The organism is Pseudomonas sp. R9.37 (genome assembly GCF_963878885.1).
Lineage (GTDB): Bacteria > Pseudomonadota > Gammaproteobacteria > Pseudomonadales > Pseudomonadaceae > Aquipseudomonas.
Map to the genome: position 1 here is coordinate 1 of NZ_CAWNZA010000002.1, position 20386 is coordinate 20386.

Annotated in this window: 19 protein-coding genes; 9 read left to right on the top strand and 10 right to left on the bottom strand. The window is 60.7% G+C overall.

All coding sequences use genetic code 11. From position 1 onward, the window contains the following. The first annotated feature begins 633 nt into the window (after nt 1-633). The 7 genes from AACU78_RS01135 to AACU78_RS01165 all read left to right on the top strand — a co-directional run bounded on the left by AACU78_RS01135 (nt 634) and on the right by AACU78_RS01165 (nt 7677). Complete coding sequence (locus AACU78_RS01135) at nt 634-1560, top strand: glutamate/aspartate ABC transporter substrate-binding protein (RefSeq protein WP_106579409.1); 927 nt, start codon at nt 634-636, stop codon at nt 1558-1560. 194 nt (nt 1561-1754) lie between these two features. Further along, complete coding sequence (locus AACU78_RS01140; RefSeq protein WP_003208731.1) at nt 1755-2501, top strand: amino acid ABC transporter permease; 747 nt, start codon at nt 1755-1757, stop codon at nt 2499-2501. After that, nucleotides 2501-3172 (top strand): amino acid ABC transporter permease, encoded by a 672-nt coding sequence (locus AACU78_RS01145; RefSeq protein ID WP_106579410.1) that lies wholly within the window; start codon nt 2501-2503, stop codon nt 3170-3172. Before AACU78_RS01140 ends, AACU78_RS01145 begins: the two co-directional genes overlap by 1 nt. Then, complete coding sequence (locus AACU78_RS01150) at nt 3169-3903, top strand: amino acid ABC transporter ATP-binding protein (RefSeq protein ID WP_012722475.1); 735 nt, start codon at nt 3169-3171, stop codon at nt 3901-3903. The genes AACU78_RS01145 and AACU78_RS01150 overlap by 4 nt, the downstream gene beginning before the upstream one ends. Nucleotides 3904-4091: 188 nt before the next feature. After that, complete coding sequence (locus tag AACU78_RS01155) at nt 4092-5993, top strand: sensor histidine kinase (protein WP_106579411.1); 1902 nt, start codon at nt 4092-4094, stop codon at nt 5991-5993. After that, nucleotides 5990-7339, top strand: a complete 1350-nt coding sequence (locus AACU78_RS01160) for a sigma-54-dependent transcriptional regulator (RefSeq protein WP_106579412.1) — start codon at nt 5990-5992, stop codon at nt 7337-7339. The genes AACU78_RS01155 and AACU78_RS01160 overlap by 4 nt, the downstream gene beginning before the upstream one ends. Then, nucleotides 7339-7677 (top strand): GlpM family protein, encoded by a 339-nt coding sequence (locus AACU78_RS01165; RefSeq protein WP_106579413.1) that lies wholly within the window; start codon nt 7339-7341, stop codon nt 7675-7677. The genes AACU78_RS01160 and AACU78_RS01165 overlap by 1 nt, the downstream gene beginning before the upstream one ends. Nucleotides 7678-7843: 166 nt before the next feature. Here the strand turns inward: AACU78_RS01165 and AACU78_RS01170 are convergent, their stop codons facing one another. The 6 genes from AACU78_RS01170 to AACU78_RS01195 all read right to left on the bottom strand — a co-directional run bounded on the left by AACU78_RS01170 (nt 7844) and on the right by AACU78_RS01195 (nt 15220). Continuing rightward, nucleotides 7844-9241 carry a sigma-54-dependent transcriptional regulator gene (locus tag AACU78_RS01170; protein WP_106579414.1) on the bottom strand — a complete coding sequence of 466 codons (1398 nt, stop codon included), beginning with the start codon at nt 9239-9241 and terminating at the stop codon, nt 7844-7846. Beyond that, nucleotides 9231-11009 carry a sensor histidine kinase gene (locus AACU78_RS01175; protein ID WP_106579415.1) on the bottom strand — a complete coding sequence of 593 codons (1779 nt, stop codon included), beginning with the start codon at nt 11007-11009 and terminating at the stop codon, nt 9231-9233. The genes AACU78_RS01170 and AACU78_RS01175 overlap by 11 nt, the downstream gene beginning before the upstream one ends. After that, nucleotides 11009-12133, bottom strand: a complete 1125-nt coding sequence (locus AACU78_RS01180) for a GNAT family N-acetyltransferase (protein ID WP_106579416.1) — start codon at nt 12131-12133, stop codon at nt 11009-11011. Before AACU78_RS01180 ends, AACU78_RS01175 begins: the two co-directional genes overlap by 1 nt. 84 nt (nt 12134-12217) lie before the next feature. Next, nucleotides 12218-13138: an alpha/beta hydrolase gene (locus AACU78_RS01185; RefSeq protein WP_106579417.1), complete on the bottom strand. Its 921-nt coding sequence runs from the start codon at nt 13136-13138 to the stop codon at nt 12218-12220. Beyond that, complete coding sequence (locus tag AACU78_RS01190) at nt 13135-14529, bottom strand: aspartate aminotransferase family protein (RefSeq protein ID WP_106579418.1); 1395 nt, start codon at nt 14527-14529, stop codon at nt 13135-13137. Before AACU78_RS01190 ends, AACU78_RS01185 begins: the two co-directional genes overlap by 4 nt. Beyond that, the gene (locus AACU78_RS01195) at nt 14522-15220 is read right to left on the bottom strand and encodes an MtnX-like HAD-IB family phosphatase (RefSeq protein WP_106579419.1); all 699 of its coding nucleotides are present in this window, start codon (nt 15218-15220) and stop codon (nt 14522-14524) included. The genes AACU78_RS01190 and AACU78_RS01195 overlap by 8 nt, the downstream gene beginning before the upstream one ends. A 241-nt stretch (nt 15221-15461) precedes the next feature. On the opposite strand from AACU78_RS01195, the gene AACU78_RS01200 reads away from it, so the two are divergent. Continuing rightward, on the top strand, nt 15462-16232 hold the full coding sequence (locus AACU78_RS01200; protein ID WP_106579420.1) for a MipA/OmpV family protein: 771 nt from the start codon (nt 15462-15464) through the stop codon (nt 16230-16232). 246 nt (nt 16233-16478) lie between these two features. Here the strand turns inward: AACU78_RS01200 and AACU78_RS01205 are convergent, their stop codons facing one another. Then, entirely contained in the window at nt 16479-17132 is a 654-nt protein-coding gene (locus tag AACU78_RS01205; RefSeq protein WP_106579421.1) for a DsbA family oxidoreductase, read from the bottom strand. Between the two features lie 55 nt (nt 17133-17187). Continuing rightward, the gene (locus tag AACU78_RS01210; RefSeq protein ID WP_106579422.1) at nt 17188-18207 is read right to left on the bottom strand and encodes an alpha/beta fold hydrolase; all 1020 of its coding nucleotides are present in this window, start codon (nt 18205-18207) and stop codon (nt 17188-17190) included. Nucleotides 18208-18389: 182 nt separating this feature from the next. Between AACU78_RS01210 and metR the strand changes: the two genes are divergently transcribed. Then, nucleotides 18390-19307 carry a transcriptional regulator MetR gene (gene metR, locus AACU78_RS01215; RefSeq protein WP_057012200.1) on the top strand — a complete coding sequence of 306 codons (918 nt, stop codon included), beginning with the start codon at nt 18390-18392 and terminating at the stop codon, nt 19305-19307. A gap of 129 nt (nt 19308-19436) precedes the next feature. On the opposite strand, the gene AACU78_RS01220 is transcribed toward metR, so the two are convergent. Beyond that, nucleotides 19437-19943 (bottom strand): GNAT family N-acetyltransferase, encoded by a 507-nt coding sequence (locus AACU78_RS01220; protein ID WP_106579423.1) that lies wholly within the window; start codon nt 19941-19943, stop codon nt 19437-19439. Then, nucleotides 19940-20353, bottom strand: coding sequence for an NUDIX hydrolase (locus tag AACU78_RS01225; RefSeq protein ID WP_106579424.1), 414 nt, complete (start codon nt 20351-20353; stop codon nt 19940-19942). Before AACU78_RS01225 ends, AACU78_RS01220 begins: the two co-directional genes overlap by 4 nt. Nucleotides 20354-20386 lie beyond the last annotated feature (33 nt).

Consider the following 20386-nt stretch of genomic DNA (forward strand, 5'->3'; position numbering starts at 1 on the left):
GTGCTTCTGCCCTGCTTTTGCTTCAACCACTCAGGTCGGCTACCAGGCCGCCGTGCTCTGCTCTTGATCTTGCTTTTGACTTTGATCTGACAGGCCCCGTCAACCACGCTGGCCGAACGCAGGCTTGGATCCGTGGGTAACCCGGCAGGACGCCGGGTTAGCCGTGTTGGGCCATGGATGGCCCGTCGCGGCGGCCCACGGATTCAAGCCGGAGTGAGGGCACACCGAGCCTGGGCGAGGTGCCGAGTGGTGGGGCAAAGACCTTTTGGTTACTTTTGGCTGGGCCGGCATTCCGGGCGTTTGCCAAAAGTGACCCGCTGTAAGAGCGGAACCCTAAGCCGCCGTGACCGCAGCAACGGATATACACCCCCCACCGCAGCCATTCGGTTTTCCGAACACCACACCCCAAACCATTCGGTTTGCCGGACCAAACCGCCAAATCCCTCCCGCCATACAAACTTAATACCCATATAAATCAACCAGATAACCTTTTATTCCTGGTATGGCACGACTCATGCTCTACACTCCCTGACGATTGCCTGCGACGCTTCAGGAGCCGTCACGGGCATTCGCTGTACAAAAGAGAGCCGTCTAGCCGGCTTCATAAAAAAAACAAATGTCGAGGAAGTATTGATGCGCATCGTTCCCCATATCCTGGGCGCAGCTATCGCTGCTGCTCTGATCAGCACTCCAGTTTTCGCCGCCGAACTCACCGGCACACTGAAGAAAATCAACGACTCCGGCACCATCACTCTCGCTCACCGCGACAGCTCCATTCCGTTTTCCTACATCGCGGACGGCTCGGGCAAACCCGTGGGCTACTCCCACGACATTCAACTGGCCATCGTTGAAGCCCTGAAAAAAGACCTGAACAAACCCGATTTGAAGGTCAAGTACAACCTGGTCACCTCGCAAACCCGTATCCCGCTGATCCAGAACGGCACCGCGGATATCGAATGCGGCTCCACCACCAACAACGCCGAACGCGCTCAACAAGTTGATTTCACCGTCAACATGTTCGAAATCGGTACCCGCCTGCTGGTCAAGAAAGACAAGGATGGCAAGCCGTCCTACGCTGACTTTGCCGACCTGAAAGGCAAAAACGTCGTGACCACCGCTGGCACCACGTCCGAGCGCATCATCAAAGCGATGAACGCCGATAAGCAAATGAGCATGAACGTCATCTCCGCCAAAGACCATGGCGAATCCTTCCAGATGCTGGAAAGCGGCCGCGCCGTCGCCTTCATGATGGACGACGCCCTGCTCGCGGGCGAAGAAGCCAAGGCCAAGAAGCCGGACGACTGGGTCATCACCGGTACGCCACAGTCTTTCGAAGCCTACGCGTGCATGGTGCGTAAAGACGACCCAGCCTTCAAAAAAGCTGTCGATGACGCCATCGTCGGTCTGTACAAATCCGGCGAAATCAACAAGATCTACAGCAAGTGGTTCGAGAGCCCGATTCCTCCAAAAGGCCTGAACCTGAACTTCCCGATGAGCGACAAGGTTAAGGAGCTGATCGCTAACCCAAGCGACAAACCAGCCCCTGACGTAAAAATCTGATACCTGACTAAGCTTATCTCCTGAGGGAGCCAACCCTCCCTCAGGCGTCTGTTACTACCTGCTGGCTTTAATTTGGAACACTCGACCTGGCGGTTTTCGAGCCGATCGTGTGTGCCTGGCGTTCAACGTCGGGCGGGAAAGGATCTTCCCCAAGCGGGTGCTTGTACATCGATCGATCTCGAGGGGAGACCCTAATGAATTACAACTGGGACTGGGGCGTGTTCTTCAAGTCCACTGGCGTGGGCAGCGAGACTTATCTCGACTGGTACATCGCCGGCTTGGGCTGGACCATCGCCATCGCTGTCGTGGCATGGATTATCGCCTTGTTGCTGGGGTCCATTCTGGGCGTCATGCGCACCGTGCCAAACCGCATCGTATCGGGCATCGCGACCTGCTACGTGGAACTGTTTCGTAACGTGCCGCTGCTGGTTCAGCTGTTTATCTGGTACTTCCTGATACCCGATCTGCTGCCGCAAAACCTGCAGGACTGGTACAAACAAGACCTCAACCCGACCACCTCGGCCTACCTGAGCGTCGTCGTGTGCCTGGGCCTGTTCACCGCCGCCCGTGTGTGTGAACAAGTGCGTACCGGCATCCAGGCGCTGCCACGCGGCCAGGAATCTGCCGCACGCGCCATGGGCTTCAAGCTGCCGCAGATCTACTGGAACGTGCTGCTGCCTCAGGCTTACCGCATCATCATTCCGCCGCTTACCTCGGAATTCCTCAACGTGTTCAAGAACTCCTCCGTGGCGTCCTTGATCGGCTTGATGGAACTGCTGGCGCAAACCAAACAGACTGCCGAGTTCTCGGCCAACCTGTTTGAAGCCTTCACCCTGGCCACGCTGATTTACTTCACCCTGAACATGAGCCTGATGCTGCTGATGCGCGTGGTCGAGAAGAAAGTCGCGGTGCCCGGCCTGATCTCCGTGGGGGGTAAATAATGGACTTCGATTTCAGCGGCATCATCCCCGCCATTCCTGGCCTGTGGAACGGCATGGTCATGACCTTGCAGTTGATGGTCATGGGTGTGATCGGCGGTATCGCGCTGGGTACGATGCTGGCGCTGATGCGCCTGTCGTCCAGCAAACTGCTGTCGCGTCTGGCCGGCGCCTACGTGAACTACTTCCGCTCGATCCCGCTGCTGTTGGTGATTACCTGGTTCTACCTGGCGGTGCCGTTCGTGTTGCGCTGGATCACCGGCGAAGACACCCCGATTGGTGCGTTCACCTCCTGCGTCGTGGCCTTCATGATGTTCGAAGCCGCGTACTTCTGTGAAATCGTGCGGGCCGGCGTGCAGTCGATCCCCAAGGGCCAGATGGCCGCCGCACAGGCGATGGGCATGACCTATGGCCAGACCATGCGTCTGATCATCCTGCCCCAGGCGTTCCGCAAGATGACCCCGTTGCTGCTGCAACAGTCGATCATCCTGTTCCAGGACACCTCGCTGGTTTACACCGTGGGCCTGGTGGACTTCCTCAACTCCGCCCGCTCCAACGGCGACATCATTGGCCGCTCCAATGAGTTCCTGATCTTCGCCGGTGTCGTCTACTTCATCATCAGCTTTTCCGCCTCGCTGCTGGTCAAGCGTCTGCAAAAAAGGTTTGCCGTATGATCTCTATCAAGAACATCAACAAGTGGTATGGCGACTTCCAGGTGCTGACCGATTGCAGCACCGAGGTTAAAAAAGGCGAAGTGATCGTGGTGTGCGGGCCGTCCGGCTCGGGTAAATCCACCCTGATCAAGTGCGTCAACGCACTGGAACCGTTCCAGAAAGGCGACGTGGTGGTGGACGGCACGTCCATCGCCGACCCGAAGACCAACCTGCCGCAACTGCGCTCGCGCGTGGGCATGGTGTTCCAGCACTTCGAACTGTTCCCGCACCTGACCATCACCGAAAACCTGACCATCGCGCAGATCAAGGTGCTTGGCCGCAGCAAGGAAGAAGCCACCAAAAAGGGCCTGCAACTGCTTGAGCGCGTCGGCCTTTCGGCACACGCCCACAAGCACCCGGGCCAGCTTTCCGGCGGCCAGCAACAACGGGTGGCGATTGCCCGCGCCCTGGCCATGGACCCGATCGTCATGTTGTTCGACGAACCGACCTCGGCGCTGGACCCTGAGATGGTCAACGAAGTGCTCGACGTGATGGTGCAACTGGCCCACGAAGGCATGACCATGATGTGCGTAACCCACGAAATGGGGTTTGCGCGCAAAGTGGCCGACCGTGTGATCTTCATGGACGCGGGCAAGATCATCGAAGACTGCCCGAAGGAGGAGTTCTTCGGCGACATCAGCGCCCGCTCCGAACGCGCGCAGCACTTCCTTGAGAAAATCCTGCAGCACTAAGCCCTACAGAGCTTCCACTGCAAAAAACCGAGCCCATGTGACTGTGGGCTTGTGTGGGAGCGGGCTTGCTCGCGAAGGCGGAGTGTCAGTCGGTACATTTTTCATTGACCCACCGCATTCGCGAGCAAGCCCGCTCCCACACTGGACTGAGCAGGCCGACAAGCTCTGGTTGACCCAAGGCAACTGTGATGAAATGCGACCCCAACCAATTTCGCGCCGCACCGCCATCACTTGCCGTGAAACCTCGTCTGATTCGCCAACTGTTCCTGCCGCCGTTGATCATCGCCCTGATGATCGGCTTGGGTTATATCGGCTTCTGGGTCAGTGAGTACTATGGCATTCGCACCCTCAGCGACAACGGCGAACGCCAGTTGGAGCTGCACGCGCGCACCGTTGAAAGTGAACTGAGCAAATACACCTACCTGCCCAGTCTGCTGGAGCTCGAATCCAGCGTGTCCACGCTGCTGGCCGACCCGAACCAGGAAACCCGGCAGACGGTCAATGATTACCTCGAAGGCCTGAACCGACGCAGTCGCAGTCGGGCCATCTACGTGATGGACACCACCGGCCGTGTGCTGGCCACCAGTAACTGGCGCGATGCCGACAGCTACCAGGGTGAAGACCTGTCCTTTCGCGCCTATTTCCAAAATGCCGTGCGCGGCCAGCCGGGCCGCTTCTATGGCATCGGCAGCACCAACGGCGAGCCCGGCTACTACCTGGCCCACGGCCTGGAAGAGCACGGCAAGATCATCGGCGTCGCCGTGGTCAAAGTGCGCCTCGAAGCCCTCGAAGAGCGCTGGCAGCGTGCGCGCCTCGAAGCGTTCGTGAGCGACGAGAACGGCATCATCATCCTCTCCAGCGACCCCGCCCGCCGGCTCAAGGCGGTGCGTCCGCTGAGCGACGACACCAAAGAACGCCTGGCCCACAGCCTGCAATATTACTGGGCGACGCTTAACGAGCTGGAGCCGCTGGCCCGTGAGCGACTCAATGAGGGCACCGAAAAGCTGACCTTCCCGGCCAACAGCGAAGTGGTCAACGACGAGCACGAGGTCAGCTACCTCGCCCAAACCCGCCCGCTCAACGACACGCCGTGGAATTTCACCCTGCTGACCCCACTCAATGACCTGCGCCGCGCGGCGATCAACCAGGGCATTCTGGTCGCCGTCGCATTCGGCCTGGTGGCGTTTTTGCTGATCGCCTGGAACGAGCGCCGCAAGGTGATCGCCACCCGCCTCGCCGCGCGGGAAGCCTTGCAGGAAGCCAACAGCCAGCTGGAGCGTCGGATTGCCGAACGCACCGCCGACCTGCGTGCCAGCAACGAACGGCTCAAGGGCCAGATTCGCGAACGGCGCCAGGCCGAAGAAACCTTGCGCCGCGCCCAGGACGAACTGGTGCAAGCGGGAAAACTCGCTGCCATCGGCCAGATGTCCACCAGCATCGCCCACGAGTTGAACCAGCCGCTGGCGGCACTGCGCACCCTGTCAGGCAACACGGTACGTTTCCTCGAACGTGGCGCCCTCGACACTGCCAGCGCCAACCTCAAAACCATCAATGAACTGATCGACCGCATGGGCCGCATCACCGCTAGCCTGCGCTCCTTTGCCCGGCGCGGCGATGACCAGGGCGAAGCCAACCTCGGTAAAGCCGTGGACGCCGCGTTCCAGGTGCTCGGCGCTCGTCTCGACGGCCTGCCGTTGACCGTGCACCGCGAATTCGCCAACGCTCAATTGCAAATCGACCAGACGCGCCTGGAGCAGATCCTGGTCAACCTGATCGGCAATGCCCTGGACGCGATGCAGGCGCAACCTGCGCCCGAACTGTGGTTGGATGGCCACGTGTTTGAGGGCAAGTACCGCCTGCACGTGCGCGACAACGGGCATGGTATCGACCCCGAAACGCGCAAGCATTTATTCGAACCGTTCTTCACCACCAAACCCGGCGAACAAGGCCTGGGCCTGGGCCTGACCCTTTCCGCCAGCCTCGCGGCGGCCACCGGCGGCAACCTTGCCGTGGAACACCCGGCCAGCGGTGGTACTGCCTTTGTCTTGTGCCTGCCGCTGGTGGGCACTCAAAAAGCTGAGTCGATATGAATACAGACACCACAGCCGCAAAAGACGAACTCACCGTTCTGATCGTCGAGGACGATCCCCATGTGCTGCTCGGCTGCCAACAGGCCCTGGCGCTGGAAGACATTCCCAGCGTGGGCGTGGGCAGTGCTGAAGAAGCCCTCAAGCGCATAGGCGAGAACTTTGCCGGCATCGTCATCAGCGACATTCGCCTGCCGGGCATCGACGGCCTCGAGCTGCTGACCCGCCTCAAAGCGCTGGATAAAAGCCTGCCGGTAGTGCTGATCACCGGGCACGGCGATATTTCGATGGCCGTCGGGGCCATGCGCAATGGCGCCTACGACTTCATGGAAAAGCCCTTCTCCCCCGAACGCCTGGTTGACGTCGCGCGACGCGCCCTGGAGCAACGCGGGCTGGCGCGAGAAGTGTGGTCGCTGCGCCGCCAGCTGGCCGAACGTGATTCGCTGGAGGGCCGCATCATCGGCCGCTCGCCGGCGATGCAGAACCTGCGCGAACTGATCGCCAACGTCGCCGACACGTCGGCCAACGTGTTGATCGAAGGCGAGACCGGCACCGGCAAGGAACTGGTCGCGCGCTGCCTGCATGATTTCAGCCGGCGCCATTCCCATCAGTTCGTTGCCCTGAACTGCGGCGGCTTGCCGGAAAACCTGTTCGAAAGCGAGATTTTCGGCCACGAAGCCAACGCCTTTACCGGCGCCGGCAAGCGTCGCATCGGCAAGATCGAGCACGCCCACGAAGGCACGCTGTTTCTCGACGAAGTGGAAAGCATGCCGATCAACCTGCAGATAAAACTGCTGCGGGTGTTGCAGGAACGCACCCTTGAGCGGCTGGGCTCGAACCAGAGCGTGGCCGTGGATTGCCGGGTGATCGCCGCCACCAAATCCGACCTCGATGAGCTGAGCCGCGCCAGCCAATTTCGCAGCGACCTTTACTACCGCCTCAACGTGGTCACCCTGGAACTGCCGCCGTTGCGCGAACGTCGCGAAGACATCCTGCAGTTGTTCGAGCACTTCCTGCAGCAATCCTCCCTGCGCTTTGATCGCACCGCGCCTGAGCTGGACAACCAGACTGTGTCGACACTGATGAGCCACGACTGGCCAGGCAACGTGCGCGAACTGCGCAACGTCGCCGAGCGCTTTGCCCTGGGCTTGCCCGCCTTCAAGAAAAGCGGCAGCGGCAACAGTAACCACGGCCTGGCCTTCACGGAAGCGGTGGAAGCCTTCGAGCGCAACCTGCTCAACGATGCCCTGCAGCGCAGCGGCGGCAACCTGACCCAGGCCAGCCTGGAACTGGGAATGGCCAAGACCACCCTGTTCGACAAGGTCAAGAAATACGGATTGAGCCACTGATGGATCTATTCTTGAAGGCCGCCATTGGCGCGGCGGTGGTGTTGGTCCTGGCGGCGTTGGCCAAGACCAAAAACTATTACATCGCGGGGCTGGTGCCGCTGTTCCCGACCTTTGCGTTGATTGCGCACTACATCGTCGGCAAGGGCCGCTCGGTGGAGGACCTGAAGACCACCATCGTGTTTGGGATGTGGTCGATCATTCCGTATTTTGTGTATTTGGCGACGCTGTATGTGATGGTCGACCGCCTGCGCCTGGAAGCATCACTCGCCGTGGCGGCGGTGGCATGGTTGATGGCAGCGACGGTGTTGGTGAGCGTGTGGGTGCGCCTGCATAGCTGACAACCGCGGTCAAAAACGGGCAAGGGTGACCTGACACACCTCAATCAAAAATGTGGGAGCGGGCTTGCTCGCGAAGGCGGCGTGTCAGTCGATATATCCGCTGACTGAATCACCGCTTTCGCGAGCAAGCCCGCTCCCACATTCAGAGGTGCGAATCACCCGAATCTCAGCGGACGATCTTGTCGACCTGAATCCCCAGCTTTTTCAACCGATACCAGAAGCTCCTTTCTGAAATCCCGATTTTCGCCGCCGCGGCAGCCTGCACGCCGTTGCTCTCGTGCAACGCCGCCAGGATGTAGGTTTTCTCGACGTCCGCCAGTGCCGCGTCCAGGTCCGCAGGCACGCCAGGGTTGTCCCCAAGCAACGCCGTGACGCCGTCCTCTGCCGGTTTTGAAGCAAACAGGTAGGCCGGCAGGTCGATGTCTTCGATCACCGGTTTGGCGGCGACGATGGTTGCGCGCTCCACGCAGTTTTGCAGTTCGCGGATATTCCCCGGCCAGCTGTACGCGGCCATGGCCTGCAAGGCCTCCGGGCTGAACCCGGTGATGCGTTTGCCGGCGGTGGCGCTCAGGGTCTGGGCGAAGTGCCGGGCCAGGGGCACGATGTCCTCAGCGCGTTCGCGCAGGGCCGGCAGCGGGATCGGGAACACATTCAGGCGGTAATACAGGTCTTCGCGAAACTCTTTATTGGCCACCGCGTCCAGCAGGTTTTTGTTGGTGGCGGCGATCACCCGCACATCCACCTTGCGCTCGCGCGGGTCGCCCACCGGCTCGATCACCCGCTCCTGCAACGCGCGCAGAATCTTGGCCTGCAACGCCAGAGGCATGTCGCCCACCTCATCCAGAAACAGCGTGCCCTTGTCAGCCTGCATAAAGCGCCCGACCCGATCCGCCACGGCGCCGGTGAAGGCGCCCTTGCGATGGCCAAACATTTCGCTTTCCAGCAAGCCTTCCGGAATCGCCGCGCAGTTGACCGCTACAAATGGCTTGTCGGCACGGCTGCCGTGCTTGTGGATCGCGCGCGCGACCATTTCCTTGCCGGTGCCGCTTTCGCCAGTCAGCAGGATAGTGGCGTTGCTGTCACGCACCGAATCGATTGCATGCAGCACCTGGCGAAACGCCGGGCTGTCACCCACCAGGCTGTCGAACTGCGCATGGTGATCGAGTTCGGCGCGCAGCCGCGCGTTGTCGCGCATGATGTCGCGAAACTGCAAGGCCTTGGCTACGGTGATGTCCAGTTCGTCGATGTCGAACGGCTTGGCAATGTAGTCATAGGCGCCGTTGCGCATCGATTGCACGGCGTTTTTCACCGTGCTGTAGGCGGTCATCACGATCACCGGCAAGTCCGGAAAACGCACCTTGATCTCGGCCAGCAGCGCCGGGCCGTCCATGCCGGGCATGCGCCAGTCACTGATCACCAGGTCGATGTCTTCCTGTTCCAGCACCTTGAGCGCGTGCAGGCCATTGCTTGCGGTAAATACCTGAATGCCGTTCTGGCTCAGGGCCGACGACAGCAGGTCGCAGAGCTTGGGCTCGTCGTCGACTACCAATACGTTATGCGTCATGACCATCCTCATCGTCGCCGTCGTCATCACCCTGGGCCGGAATGTACAGGCTGAAGGTGGCGCCGGCATCTTTCTCACTGGCACATTCAATGCTGCCGTCGTGACTTTCCATGATCGAATAGACTTTTGCCAGGCCCAGGCCCGTGCCCGAGGCCTTGGTGGTGACGAACGGTGTGAAGATCCGCTCGATCATATCCGCCGGGATGCCCTGGCCGGTGTCGGCGATGCTGATCACCGTGTTGCCGTCGACACTGCGAATGCCCAGGGTCAGACGCCCGCCTTCAGGCATCGCGTCGATGGCGTTGAGAATCAGGTTGAGGCACGCCTGCTTGAGTTGTTTGGCATCGGCATAGATCGTCGCACCGGGTGCCTGGTCGTCAATCTGCGCGTCAATGTTATGCGTGGACAGTTCCGGGCTGCAGAAACCGAGGATCTCTTCCACCAGCGCACGCGCCGGCTGTTGCACACGCAGCGGCGGGTTGGGTTTGGCGAAATCGAGGAATTCGGTGATCAGGTCGTTGATGCGGCTGACCTCGCTGATCACGTATTCCAGGTGGCGCTTGTCGGTTTCCGCCAGGTCGGCGCGACGGTGCAACAATTGGGTCGCGGTTTTGATGATGCCCAGCGGGTTGCGAATCTCGTGAGCCAGGCCCATGGCGACTTCGCCCAGGGCGTGCAGCCGATCGCGACGGCGCAACTGAGCTTCAAGGTGATGCAGTTCGCCCAGGCGCTCGGTCATGTGGTTGAAGGTGCTGCTCAACTGCGCCAGCTCATCGCCGCCAGTGACCAATACGCGGTGTTCGTAATGACCCGAGATCACCGCGTCCACGCCTTGGGACAAATCGCGCAACGGTTTGGTCAGGCGCCGCGACACCAGCACCCCGGCGCCCAGGGACAACGCCGAGCTGAGCAGGAAAATCAGCACGAACAGGTTGCTCTGATTCACCAGCCCGACCAGGCTGGTATGGCGTAGCAGACCGCTGAAGATCACCCCTTGCAGGTCGCCGGCATCATTGAAGATTGGCCAATACAGACCGCTGTAATTGTTGGTGAACTGCTCGCTCGGCTGCTTGGTGGCGCGCATGGCCGTTTCGACGTCCTTGGGAATGCGCGAGGGGTGGTTTTCGAAACGCTGGGTCGAGAAGATTTCGTTAAAGCCCGACGGATTGGCCAGGTACAGGCGCAGGTCGAGGGAATGCACATCGGCCACGCTGGTGAGGAAACTGCTGTCCAGGTACGTCGCCACCAACAGCAGGTAGTCGACGCCTTCCTGGGTGGTTTCGAAGGTCGAGACCACGAGGCCCGTACTCACGCCCGCCACCTGCACGGTTTGCAGCACCGCGTTGCTGGTCAGGTCGATCTGCTTGACCACATCGTCGGAGGCCGTGCTGAACACGACCTTGTGATCACTCACGCGAATCAGCGCGACCACGTCGATGTCCGTGGCGTCGGCAATGTCGGCGGTCAGCCGGTCGTGCTTGGCGGCCTGCTTGGTCGAAGGCGGGCTGGTGTAGCGCAGGAACAGCTTGGCCATGCGCGCGTTGTCATGAAGGATGTCGCCGATTTCGTCCTTGACGATCTTGGTCGACTCTTGCAGCCAGATACGCACGTTACTGTCGAAAATCTGCGACAGCGTGGTCGCCGCCAGCTCGGCGGCGATCATGGTGGGAATAACGCTGACCAGCCAGAACGCCAGCACCAGCTTGCGCTGGACGCTCCAGCGCGAAATGGCAAAGGGGCGGGCTTTCTGGCGGGTTTTGGTGATCATCAGGTTTCGCTTATCGCAGCAGCCATGGCAGGGTCGGAACGGTCCGGTCTCAGGTACATTTTCACGAGCTTGAGCAGGCTGTTGACCAGCCGGTTACGGTGACGGAAGAACATGCTGTTGCCTTGGAACTCGCACCCCAGGCGCAGCTTACTGGCATACCCTTCCTGACCGCACTCGTACACAGGGATCTTGTGCTGAATACAGTAGTCGACGTTGGTCAGCCAACTGCGAAAGTACAGGTTGTATTCGCGGCTGAATGCCATGTCGTGCCCAAAGAACTTGTCGATCAGGCGGTGCTGGTCCAGCAGGATCAGATTGAACGCCACCAGCTGCTCGTCCACCCAATAAAGAACACAGACCGCACGCCCTTCAAGCCGTTCGAGGATGCCGGTGAAGTAACGCGCCGGCAAACGTTCGAACTGCAGCTGCGAGCGCGCGAGCGTGGCCTCGTACAAGCGCATGACCTGCGGCAATACATCATCAATATTGCGCCGCCACTCCACGCGCGGGCCCGGCGCACGCAGTTTACGGCGCAGGTCCTTGCGCGTCGATTTGCACAACGAGCCAAGGTAGGCGTCTACCGAACCGTAGGGCACCGTCAGCAGACCGCTGGGCAAGCTCGGCATGCTCTGGAAACCTGCGCTGCGGCAGCTGGTCGCCCAGTGCGGGTCGTCGGTCGGTACATCTTTGACCGCCACCAGGCCAATCCCGAAGGCATTGGCATCCTGTCGCGCGGCTTGCAGCAACTGCTTGAGCAACACTGGGCGCCGCGCCTGGGGTATGGCGCTTGCAATACCAGCGTCGCAACGCTCGGCTATCGGCGAGCCAATGGCATACAGCGGCAACCGCAAAACACCCGGCCACAGTCGCTCCAGGCGTTCGGTAAAACGCTTGCCGGCACCCGACACCGTGGTGTCGAGGCGATAATGGGTGATGAACGCAGCGGCCACTGCCACCAGCGTTTCATCTTCGTAAACGGCCAGGTAACGCCATTTGAAGTCATCAATGGCCGCGTTTTCCACGGCGACGTAAAAATCCCAATCCTCCAGGGCACCGGGAAAACAGTCGTTCCAGGCACTGCGCTGGATGGCCCGGATAGTCGAGAAGGCTTGAGCGGTGATCACGGGTTTCCCTTTTTTTCTATTTCTTGTGGCGAGCGGGCTTGCTCCGCGGTGGGCGGAGCAGCCCCAAACCCAGGCACCTCGGTTCTAACTGGAAGCATGCAGTGTCAGTGATGGGGCGGCGGCGCCACCCACCGCGGGGCAAGCCCGCTCGCCACTGGCAGCGCGCGTGCGACTGACGCAGGCATGTTGCTCGACAAACTCGGCGCTCAACTCGATCACGCGTCGGTATTGCAGGTCGACGGTGATCATGTGGTAGCAGTTGTCCAACAGGATCTTGGTCACGGGGCCGCCCAAATGGCGCTCCACGTAATCGGCGTTCCAGCGGCTGGTGATGTCGTCCTCGATGGAGTGCAAAACCAGCGCCGGTACCTTGACCTCGGGCATGCGTTTCTTGACCACGGCGTTCATGCGGTGCAACTCGCGCACCGTAATGCCTTCCATGGTCAGCAAACCGGCTTCGCTACTCTCTCCTTCCTTCATCTGACGCTCGACGATGGCCCGCAGGCGCTCGTTCTTGATGCCGTAAGGCGGCTTCTCTTCGAAGCGACAGATGTGTACGCCGAACGGAATTTTCATCAGCAGTGGCGTGAGAAACGCCAGCTTGTGAATACTCCAGCCGTCATATTTCAAGGTCGTGGAATACATCAACAGCCCGGCGACTTGCCCAGGGTGTTCGGCGGCCACGTACATCGACATCACCGCCCCCATGGACAAGCCACCGACAAATACCTGCTCGTGACGTTGCTTGACCTGCACGAAGGTATTGCGCACGCCTTCGTACCAGTCCAGCCAGCCGGTGGCTTGCAGGTCGCTGTTGTCGCCGCAATGCCCAGCCAGGGTGGGCACGTACACCGTGCAGTTACCCGCCTTGGCCAAGCCTTTGGCGACTTGACGCAATTCCGTCGGGGTGCCGGTCAGGCCGTGGATCAGCAGGATCCCGACCGGACCTTCACCGAGAACGAAGCCGGCATCACCTTCACCGAGGTCGATCCCGGAAGTGCTCACCGTTTAGTCGCTCGCACCAGCAGTTGCTCGAGCAACTTCAAGCCCAGGTCGATTTCCGGGTAGCTGATTTCCAGCGACGGCGCCAGGGTGATCACGTTTTTGTAGTAGCCGCCCACGTCGAGGATCAAGCCCAGTTTCTGGCCATCGACGACCATGTCGCCCTTCATGCCTTCTTCAACCATGTAGTCCAGGGTCGCCTTGTCTGGCGTGAAGCCATCCGGGCCACAGATTTCGCAGCGCAGGGCCAGGCCCAGGCCATCGACGTCGCCGATGATCGGGAAACGTTTCTGCAGGTCCTGCAGGCCTTCCAGGAAGTATTTGCCCTTGGCCATGACCATCGCGCCGTAGTCGACTTCGCTGGTCATCTTGAACATTTCCAGGCCAACCGCCGTCCCCAGTGGGTTGGAGGCGAAGGTGGAGTGCGTCGAACCTGGTGGGAAGATCTTCGGGTTGATCAATTCTTCACGCGCCCAGATGCCGCCCAGCGGGTTCAGGCCGTTGGTCAGTGCCTTGCCGAAGACGATCACGTCCGGCTGCACGTCGAAGTGCTCGATCGACCACAGCTTGCCGGTACGGTAGAAGCCCATCTGGATTTCGTCGGACACCATCAGGATGCCGTGCTGGTCCAGTACATGCTTGAGTTCGCGGTAGAAGTTCATCGGCGGGATCACGTAGCCGCCGGTGCCCTGGATCGGCTCGACGTAAAACGCTGCGTATTCGCTCTGGCCGACTTTCGGGTCCCACACGCCGTTGTATTCGGTCTCGAACAGACGGGCGAATTGCTGCACGCAGTGGCTGCCGTACTCTTCCTTGGTCATGCCTTTGGGGCCGCGGAAGTGGTACGGGAACGGGATGAACTGCGCGCGCTCGCCGAAGTGGCCGTAGCGGCGACGGTAGCGGTAGCTGGAAGTGATCGACGACGCGCCGAGGGTACGCCCGTGGTAGCCGCCTTCGAAGGCGAACATCAGGCTTTTGCCGTTGGTGGCGTTACGCACCACCTTCAGGGAGTCTTCGATGGACTGCGAACCGCCGACGTTGAAATGCACGCGACCGTCGAGGCCGAACTTTTTCTTGGCATCGACCGCGATCATTTCCGACAGCTCGATCTTGCCTTTGTGCAGGTACTGGCTGGCGATTTGCGGCAGGGTGTCGATCTGCTGTTTCAGCGCGTTGTTCAGGCGCGGGTTGGCGTAGCCGAAGTTGACGGCCGAGTACCACATTTGCAGGTCGAGGTAGGCCTGGTCTTCGGTGTCCCACACGTAGGAGCCTTCGCAACGGCTGAAAATACGCGGCGGCTCGATGTAGTGAACAGTGTCGCCGTAGGAGCAGTACTTGGCTTCTTTATCCAGAAGGATCTGGTCTTCGGCAGTGGCGATACGGATATCAGACATGGTGGAAGAGTTCCTGGTTGTCAGCAGTAAAGGTGGTAGCGTTGGCCGCGATGCCCTGAGGCAGCTTGGCCAGCAATGCGGTCACTTCGGCGAAGGTGTCGAAGCGCGCGTGAGGAATATTGTTGGCCTGGCAATAGTCGGCCAGGCTGCCCTTGGCGAAGACGAAGTCGGCGGTGGAGGCCACGCACATGTCGGACTTGCCGTCGCCGATCACCAGCACGCGCTTGCTGCGCGGGGTGGATTTGCACTTGCAGTTGCCGGAAGCGGCACGGCAGGCATCGCTGGAATACGGGAAGTCGATGCGCCAGCTGTTCTGGTCGACCTGGCGCAGGCGGTTGGCGAGGATCGGCAGCAAGGTCACGTAGTTGCGCGACAGGATGCGCGCGATGCCTTGTTCGATGCCGTCGCTGACCACTTCGATGGTCGCGCCCAGGCCCATGACGTGATCGACGAAGTCCGGGAAGTCCGGGTCGATCTCGACGCTGTCGAAGTACGCCAGCAGTTCAGCCGGGGTTGCTTTGATCAGCGCCAGTTGACGGCTCAGGCATTCGCGGGAACCGATATGCCCATCCAGCCATTCCTGTTCGATGGTTTCCCACTCGGGGCCGGCGAAGCGTTGGAGGACGTTGTCGATGACGTCGGTTGGGGTGATGGTCCCGTCGAAGTCACACACGATATGCCAGTGGATCATTGCCTTTCCTTGAGTTGGAGGGCTTGAAGAAAATCGCGCTCTTTGCGCTTGCAGGAGGGGTAGAGCAGGGATTGTGCCAACTGGCTAAAAGCCCGCAGGGCTGGGGTTTTGGCCGATAGCCCGGGTGTTTTGTGTCGCAGGAGCTACAATTTTTGTAGCTTGCTACAAACAAGATGAGTGCTTGCGTCAGGGACGCCCTTCGCGCGTGAATGCGCGCATGTTCAGATAAGGAAATGGCTCCATGTTCAAGGTTACTTCTGCTGTATTCGCCGGTTTGCTGGGGCTGTGGGGCTTTTCCAGCACGGTATGGGCCGACGGCGCTACCGGCGAAGTGGGTGCGGGTGTCAGCTATCAACCCCACGACCCTACCGGCAGCCGCTACGAAACCCGGCCGATTCCCTACTTCGATCTGGACTGGGGCAGTGTCAGCCTGGGCACCGACGACGGCCTGACCTGGAGCGCGCTGAACACCAACGGCATTACTGCCGGCCCTTACATCAATTACCTGTCGGGCCGCACGGCCAATGGCTCACTGCGCGGTTTGCGCGATGTGTCGGACATGGCGGAAGTCGGCGGTTTCATCCAATACGCTCCGGCCGAGTTCTGGCGCGTGTACGCGCAGGTCGGCCAGGCCGTGGGCGGCGGGCGTGATCAGAGTGGCGTGTTGGGCAAGCTCGGCGGTGAGCTGGGTTACCCGTTGGGCGGCGGCATCATCGGCAGCACCGGCCTGATGGCGCACTTTGCCGATGCGCGCCAGACGCAGACTTTTTTTGGTGTGGATGACAAGGAGTCGGCGGCTTCGGGCATTCGGGCCTATAACGCCAGCGCGGGTTTCCAGAACCTGACGCTGACCCAGAGTTTTGAATTTCCGCTGGATACGCATTGGTCGTTATTGACCAGCGCCAGTTGGACGCACCTGGTGGGGTCGGCGGCCAACAGCACGATCGTCAAGCAGACGGGTGATGTGAACCAGGGGCAGGTGCAGACGGCGATCAGTTACAAGTTTGAGTGATGGGTTGGTTCTGGTTGGCTGGCGGCCGGCCCGCCGCCTTCGCGAGCGAGCCCGCTCCCACACTTGAAGCTCAGTGCATCAGGTGTACTCGGACAAATGTGGGAGCTGGCTTGCCTGCGATAGCATCGACTGGGCGCGCCTGATGTACCGAGGTGCCTGCATCGCAGGCAAGCCAGCTCCCAGAGAAAAGCAGATCTGCTGTTGCTGCAATCACTCAGGATAGGTACACAAGGCCCCGAAGACCTATCAGCCCTTGGCCTCACTGATGATCTGACGTATCGCCCCAACGAAGGCCTCAGCCGGTTGCCCCCCACTGACCGCATACTGATCGTTGAACACGATAGTTGGCACCGAAGTCACCCCTCGGGAAATCCACAGCTGCTCTTGCTCGCGCACCTCTGCGGCGTATTCATCAGAGGCCAGAATCTGCGCAGCACGCGTGACATCCAACCCAACACTTTCAGCAATAATCGCCAAGGTCGCAGGGTCGGACGGGTCTTGCCCATCACTGAAATAAGCCTTGAACAGCGCTTCCTTCAGGTTGTACTGCAACCCTTCCAACCCAGCCCAATGCAGCAAGCGATGCGCATCAAACGTGTTGTAGATACGACTCTGCCCGTCAGTGCGAAACGCAAAGCCCAACGCCGCACCCAAGTCACGAATACGCGCACGGTTAGCCTGCGATTCCTCTGCCGTGGAGCCGTATTTTTCAGTGATGTGCTCAACGATGTTCTGCCCGATAGCCGGCATATTCGGGTTCAGCTCAAACGGCTGGAAATGAATCTCGGCCTGCACCTCAGCGCCCAGCTGGTCCAACGCCTCAGTCAGCCCACGCAGGCCGATAATGCACCAGGGGCAAGACACGTCGCTGACGAAATCGATTTTCAGGGGAGTACTCATGGTAGGCAACCTCGCTGGCATTGATGCGCCGTAAAAGTTGCACGATACACCAACTTCACAACACCTTCGAAGGCTGCCCCAAATCAATCTGCGCCCAGTGCGCGGCATCTTCGCGATGGGCTTGCAGGTACGGCAACACCGCCGCCAGCAACGGCGCCTTGAACGCCTCCTGAAAACGATGCGCCAGGCCGGGAATCAATTTCAACTGGCTGCCCTGGATATGCGCGGCCAAATGCACACCGTGCATCACTGGCAGCAACGGGTCGGCAGTGCCATGCACCACCAGCGTTGGCACACGCAATTGATTGAGCAGCGGCACACGACTGGGCTCGGCGAGGATCGCCATGATCTGGCGCTTGACCCCGTCCGGGTTGAAGGCGCGGTCGTAGGACAGCGCGGCCTGATGCAGCAATACCTGGCGATCGTCCTTCACATTCGGGCTGCCCAACGCCGCCAGCAAGTCGGCCTGTTGCTCCAGCGCCACTTCACGGTTGGGCGCGCTGCGCCGCGACAGCAACTGCACCAATGCCGCACTCGGCGCCGGCAAGCCTTCGGCGCCGGAGCTGGTCATGATCAACGTCAGGCTCTCGACCCGTTGCGGCGCCATGGCCGCCAGGTGCTGGGCGATCATGCCGCCCATGCTCGCACCCAGCACGTGGAATTGGCGGATCTGCAACGCGTCCATCAAGCCCAGGGCGTCGTCGGCCATGTCGGTCAGCGTGTAAGGCGCCGCCACCGGCAGGCCGAGTTTGTAGCGCAGCACTTCGAAGGTCAGGTTGGCACTGGCCGGTGCCTGGCGCCACGTGGACAGGCCGACGTCACGGTTGTCGTAGCGAATCACCCGAAACCCTTGTTCGCACAGCGCCACGACAACTTCGTCCGGCCAGTGGATCAACTGCCCGCCCAGGCCCATGACCAGCAGCAATGCAGGGTCGGACGCACGGCCGATGCTCTGGTAGGCAATGCTCACCTGAGCCAGGTCGACCGTTTGCGTCGGGACATTGACGTCACATCGAGAAGCCGCAAAAGACGGCAGGCCGAACAATAGAGCGGCCAGTAAACACAACACGCGCATGAAAAACACCGAAACACAGAACCCCAGTAGAGCGCGAGTCTGATGAAGTTTGTTCAAGCGCGCTGCCACAGTTGCGTGACAGTTTGATGAACGGCGCCCAGCGGTCATGATCGACACGCCTTGCAACATGAGACAAACTCACGCCATTGCTGTTTTTCACAAATCGTCTTCATGGAGAGCCCGTGCTCGAAATCCGTCACCTCAAGACCCTGCACGCCTTGCGCGAAGCCGACAGCCTGGTCGAAGCCGCCGAGCGCCTGCACCTGACGCAGTCGGCACTGTCCCATCAGTTCAAGGAGCTGGAAGAGCGCTTGGGCATGCAGCTGTTCGTGCGCAAGACCAAGCCACTGCGCTTTACCAGCGCCGGCCTGCGTTTGCTGCAACTGGCCGACGCCACCCTGCCCTTGCTGCGCGGCGCCGAGCGCGATATTGCGCGTCTCGCCGGCGGCACCGCCGGGCGTTTGCACATGGCCATTGAGTGCCACAGCTGCTTCCAGTGGCTGATGCCGACCATCGACCAGTTCCGCGATGCCTGGCCGGAAGTCGAGCTGGACCTGGCCTCCGGTTTCGCCTTCGCGCCACTGCCGGCGCTGGCGCGGGGCGACCTGGACCTGGTGGTGACTTCCGACCCGCTGGAATTGCCGGGCATCACCTACGTGCCGCTGTTCACTTACGAAGCCATGCTGGCCGTGGCCAACCAGCACGCACTGGCGAACAAATCGTACATCGTGCCCGAAGATTTGCTCACCGAGACCCTGATCACCTACCCGGTGGAACGCGATCGTCTGGACATTTTCACGCGCTTTTTAGAGCCGGCCGACGTGGAACCGGCCCAGGTGCGCACCTCGGAACTCACCGTCATGATGATGCAGCTGGTAGCCAGTGGCCGTGGTGTGTGCGGCATGCCGCATTGGGCGCTGCATGAGTACAGCTCGCGCGGTTACGTGAAGGCCAAGCGGTTGGGCGAGAAAGGGCTGTTCGCGACGTTGTATGCGGGGATTCGTGCAGACATGCTGGACGCGCCGTACATGCGCGACTTTTTGCTGACGGCCAAGGACACGTCGTTTTCCACGCTCGATGGCGTCAGCGCCGTTCGCTGAACGACACAGATTAAAAATGTGGAAGCTGGCTTGCCTGCGATGCAGACGACGCGGTCTGACTGCAGCACCGAGGCGATGTTATCGCAGGCAAGCCAGCTCCCACATGGGATTGAGTTCCCACCTGGGATTTCAGTCGACCTTGAGTTCACGCCACATGTGGATCTTGTCGAAATAATCCTCGCCCACCCGCACCGCCAGTGGCTCCAGGCCGTACTGGATGAAGCCGCAGCGCTGGTACAACGCGAAGGCGGCGTCGTTGCCAGCGGTGACGGTCAGCTGAATCAGTGTGAGGTGCGGATGTTCACGCGCCTCGGCGAGCGCCGCCTCCACCAACTGACGGCCCAGGCCTCGGTGCTGGTACGCCCGGTTCACGTACATACCGAACAAGGTCACCTTGTGCCGCGCTTTCTCACGGGGCTCGAACGCCAGGCCGACAATGCCGACCAATGCGTCCCCCTCAAAAGCCCCGAGCAGCCGATCCAGCGGGCTGTCGACGCGCTTTTCCCACCAGCTCAAGGGCATCAGCGCGCGCTCCGCCACGCTGGAGGTGAACGCCTGCGGATAAGCGCCGTACGCCTCAAGCATCAACGCCCGATAAGCCTCGGCGTCGTTGGCGCCAAGTGACCGAATCATCATGCGTCGCAGGTCAGCGATGCGCGGTAAAACGGCAGGATCACGTCGCGCGTCAACGGCGCCAGTTGCAGGCCACCGTCACCGGCAGGGTCGATCCAGCGCACTTCTTCGATTTCGGCCGCGGGCGTCACCGCTACGTCGATGTGCACCTGGAACAGCTCGGCGTCCACGGTGAACCCAGGCTCATTGGCGGCGGGGGCCGAGAAGTGGCCAAGATAGACAGCTTGGCTTGGCTCGATGCACAGGTTGAGTTCCTCAAATAGCTCACGGGCCAGGGCTTGGGCCGGTTGTTCGCCGGCGTCAATCTTGCCACCCGGTTGCATGAACGCCTGGGTGCCGCGCTTGCGCACCAGCAGGGTTCGGCCGTCGCTGCCAATCAACAGCGCAGCGGCGATGCGGATAGTGGATGTCATGTAAAACTGCCTCGAATGCAAAGGCGCAAGGAT

Bases quoted from the DNA above. Each gene is read 5' to 3' on its own strand.
- AACU78_RS01135 (WP_106579409.1), top strand. From the start codon at position 634: ATGCGCATCGTTCCCCATATCCTGGGCGCAGCTATCGCTGCTGCTCTG.
- AACU78_RS01140 (WP_003208731.1), top strand. From the start codon at position 1,755: ATGAATTACAACTGGGACTGGGGCGTGTTCTTCAAGTCCACTGGCGTG.
- AACU78_RS01145 (WP_106579410.1), top strand. From the start codon at position 2,501: ATGGACTTCGATTTCAGCGGCATCATCCCCGCCATTCCTGGCCTGTGG.
- AACU78_RS01150 (WP_012722475.1), top strand. From the start codon at position 3,169: ATGATCTCTATCAAGAACATCAACAAGTGGTATGGCGACTTCCAGGTG.
- AACU78_RS01155 (WP_106579411.1), top strand. From the start codon at position 4,092: ATGAAATGCGACCCCAACCAATTTCGCGCCGCACCGCCATCACTTGCC.
- AACU78_RS01160 (WP_106579412.1), top strand. From the start codon at position 5,990: ATGAATACAGACACCACAGCCGCAAAAGACGAACTCACCGTTCTGATC.
- AACU78_RS01165 (WP_106579413.1), top strand. From the start codon at position 7,339: ATGGATCTATTCTTGAAGGCCGCCATTGGCGCGGCGGTGGTGTTGGTC.
- AACU78_RS01170 (WP_106579414.1), bottom strand. From the start codon at position 9,241: ATGACGCATAACGTATTGGTAGTCGACGACGAGCCCAAGCTCTGCGAC.
- AACU78_RS01175 (WP_106579415.1), bottom strand. From the start codon at position 11,009: ATGATCACCAAAACCCGCCAGAAAGCCCGCCCCTTTGCCATTTCGCGC.
- AACU78_RS01190 (WP_106579418.1), bottom strand. From the start codon at position 14,529: ATGTCTGATATCCGTATCGCCACTGCCGAAGACCAGATCCTTCTGGAT.
- AACU78_RS01195 (WP_106579419.1), bottom strand. From the start codon at position 15,220: ATGATCCACTGGCATATCGTGTGTGACTTCGACGGGACCATCACCCCA.
- AACU78_RS01200 (WP_106579420.1), top strand. From the start codon at position 15,462: ATGTTCAAGGTTACTTCTGCTGTATTCGCCGGTTTGCTGGGGCTGTGG.
- AACU78_RS01205 (WP_106579421.1), bottom strand. From the start codon at position 17,132: ATGAGTACTCCCCTGAAAATCGATTTCGTCAGCGACGTGTCTTGCCCC.
- AACU78_RS01210 (WP_106579422.1), bottom strand. From the start codon at position 18,207: ATGCGCGTGTTGTGTTTACTGGCCGCTCTATTGTTCGGCCTGCCGTCT.
- AACU78_RS01220 (WP_106579423.1), bottom strand. From the start codon at position 19,943: ATGATGATTCGGTCACTTGGCGCCAACGACGCCGAGGCTTATCGGGCG.
- AACU78_RS01225 (WP_106579424.1), bottom strand. From the start codon at position 20,353: ATGACATCCACTATCCGCATCGCCGCTGCGCTGTTGATTGGCAGCGAC.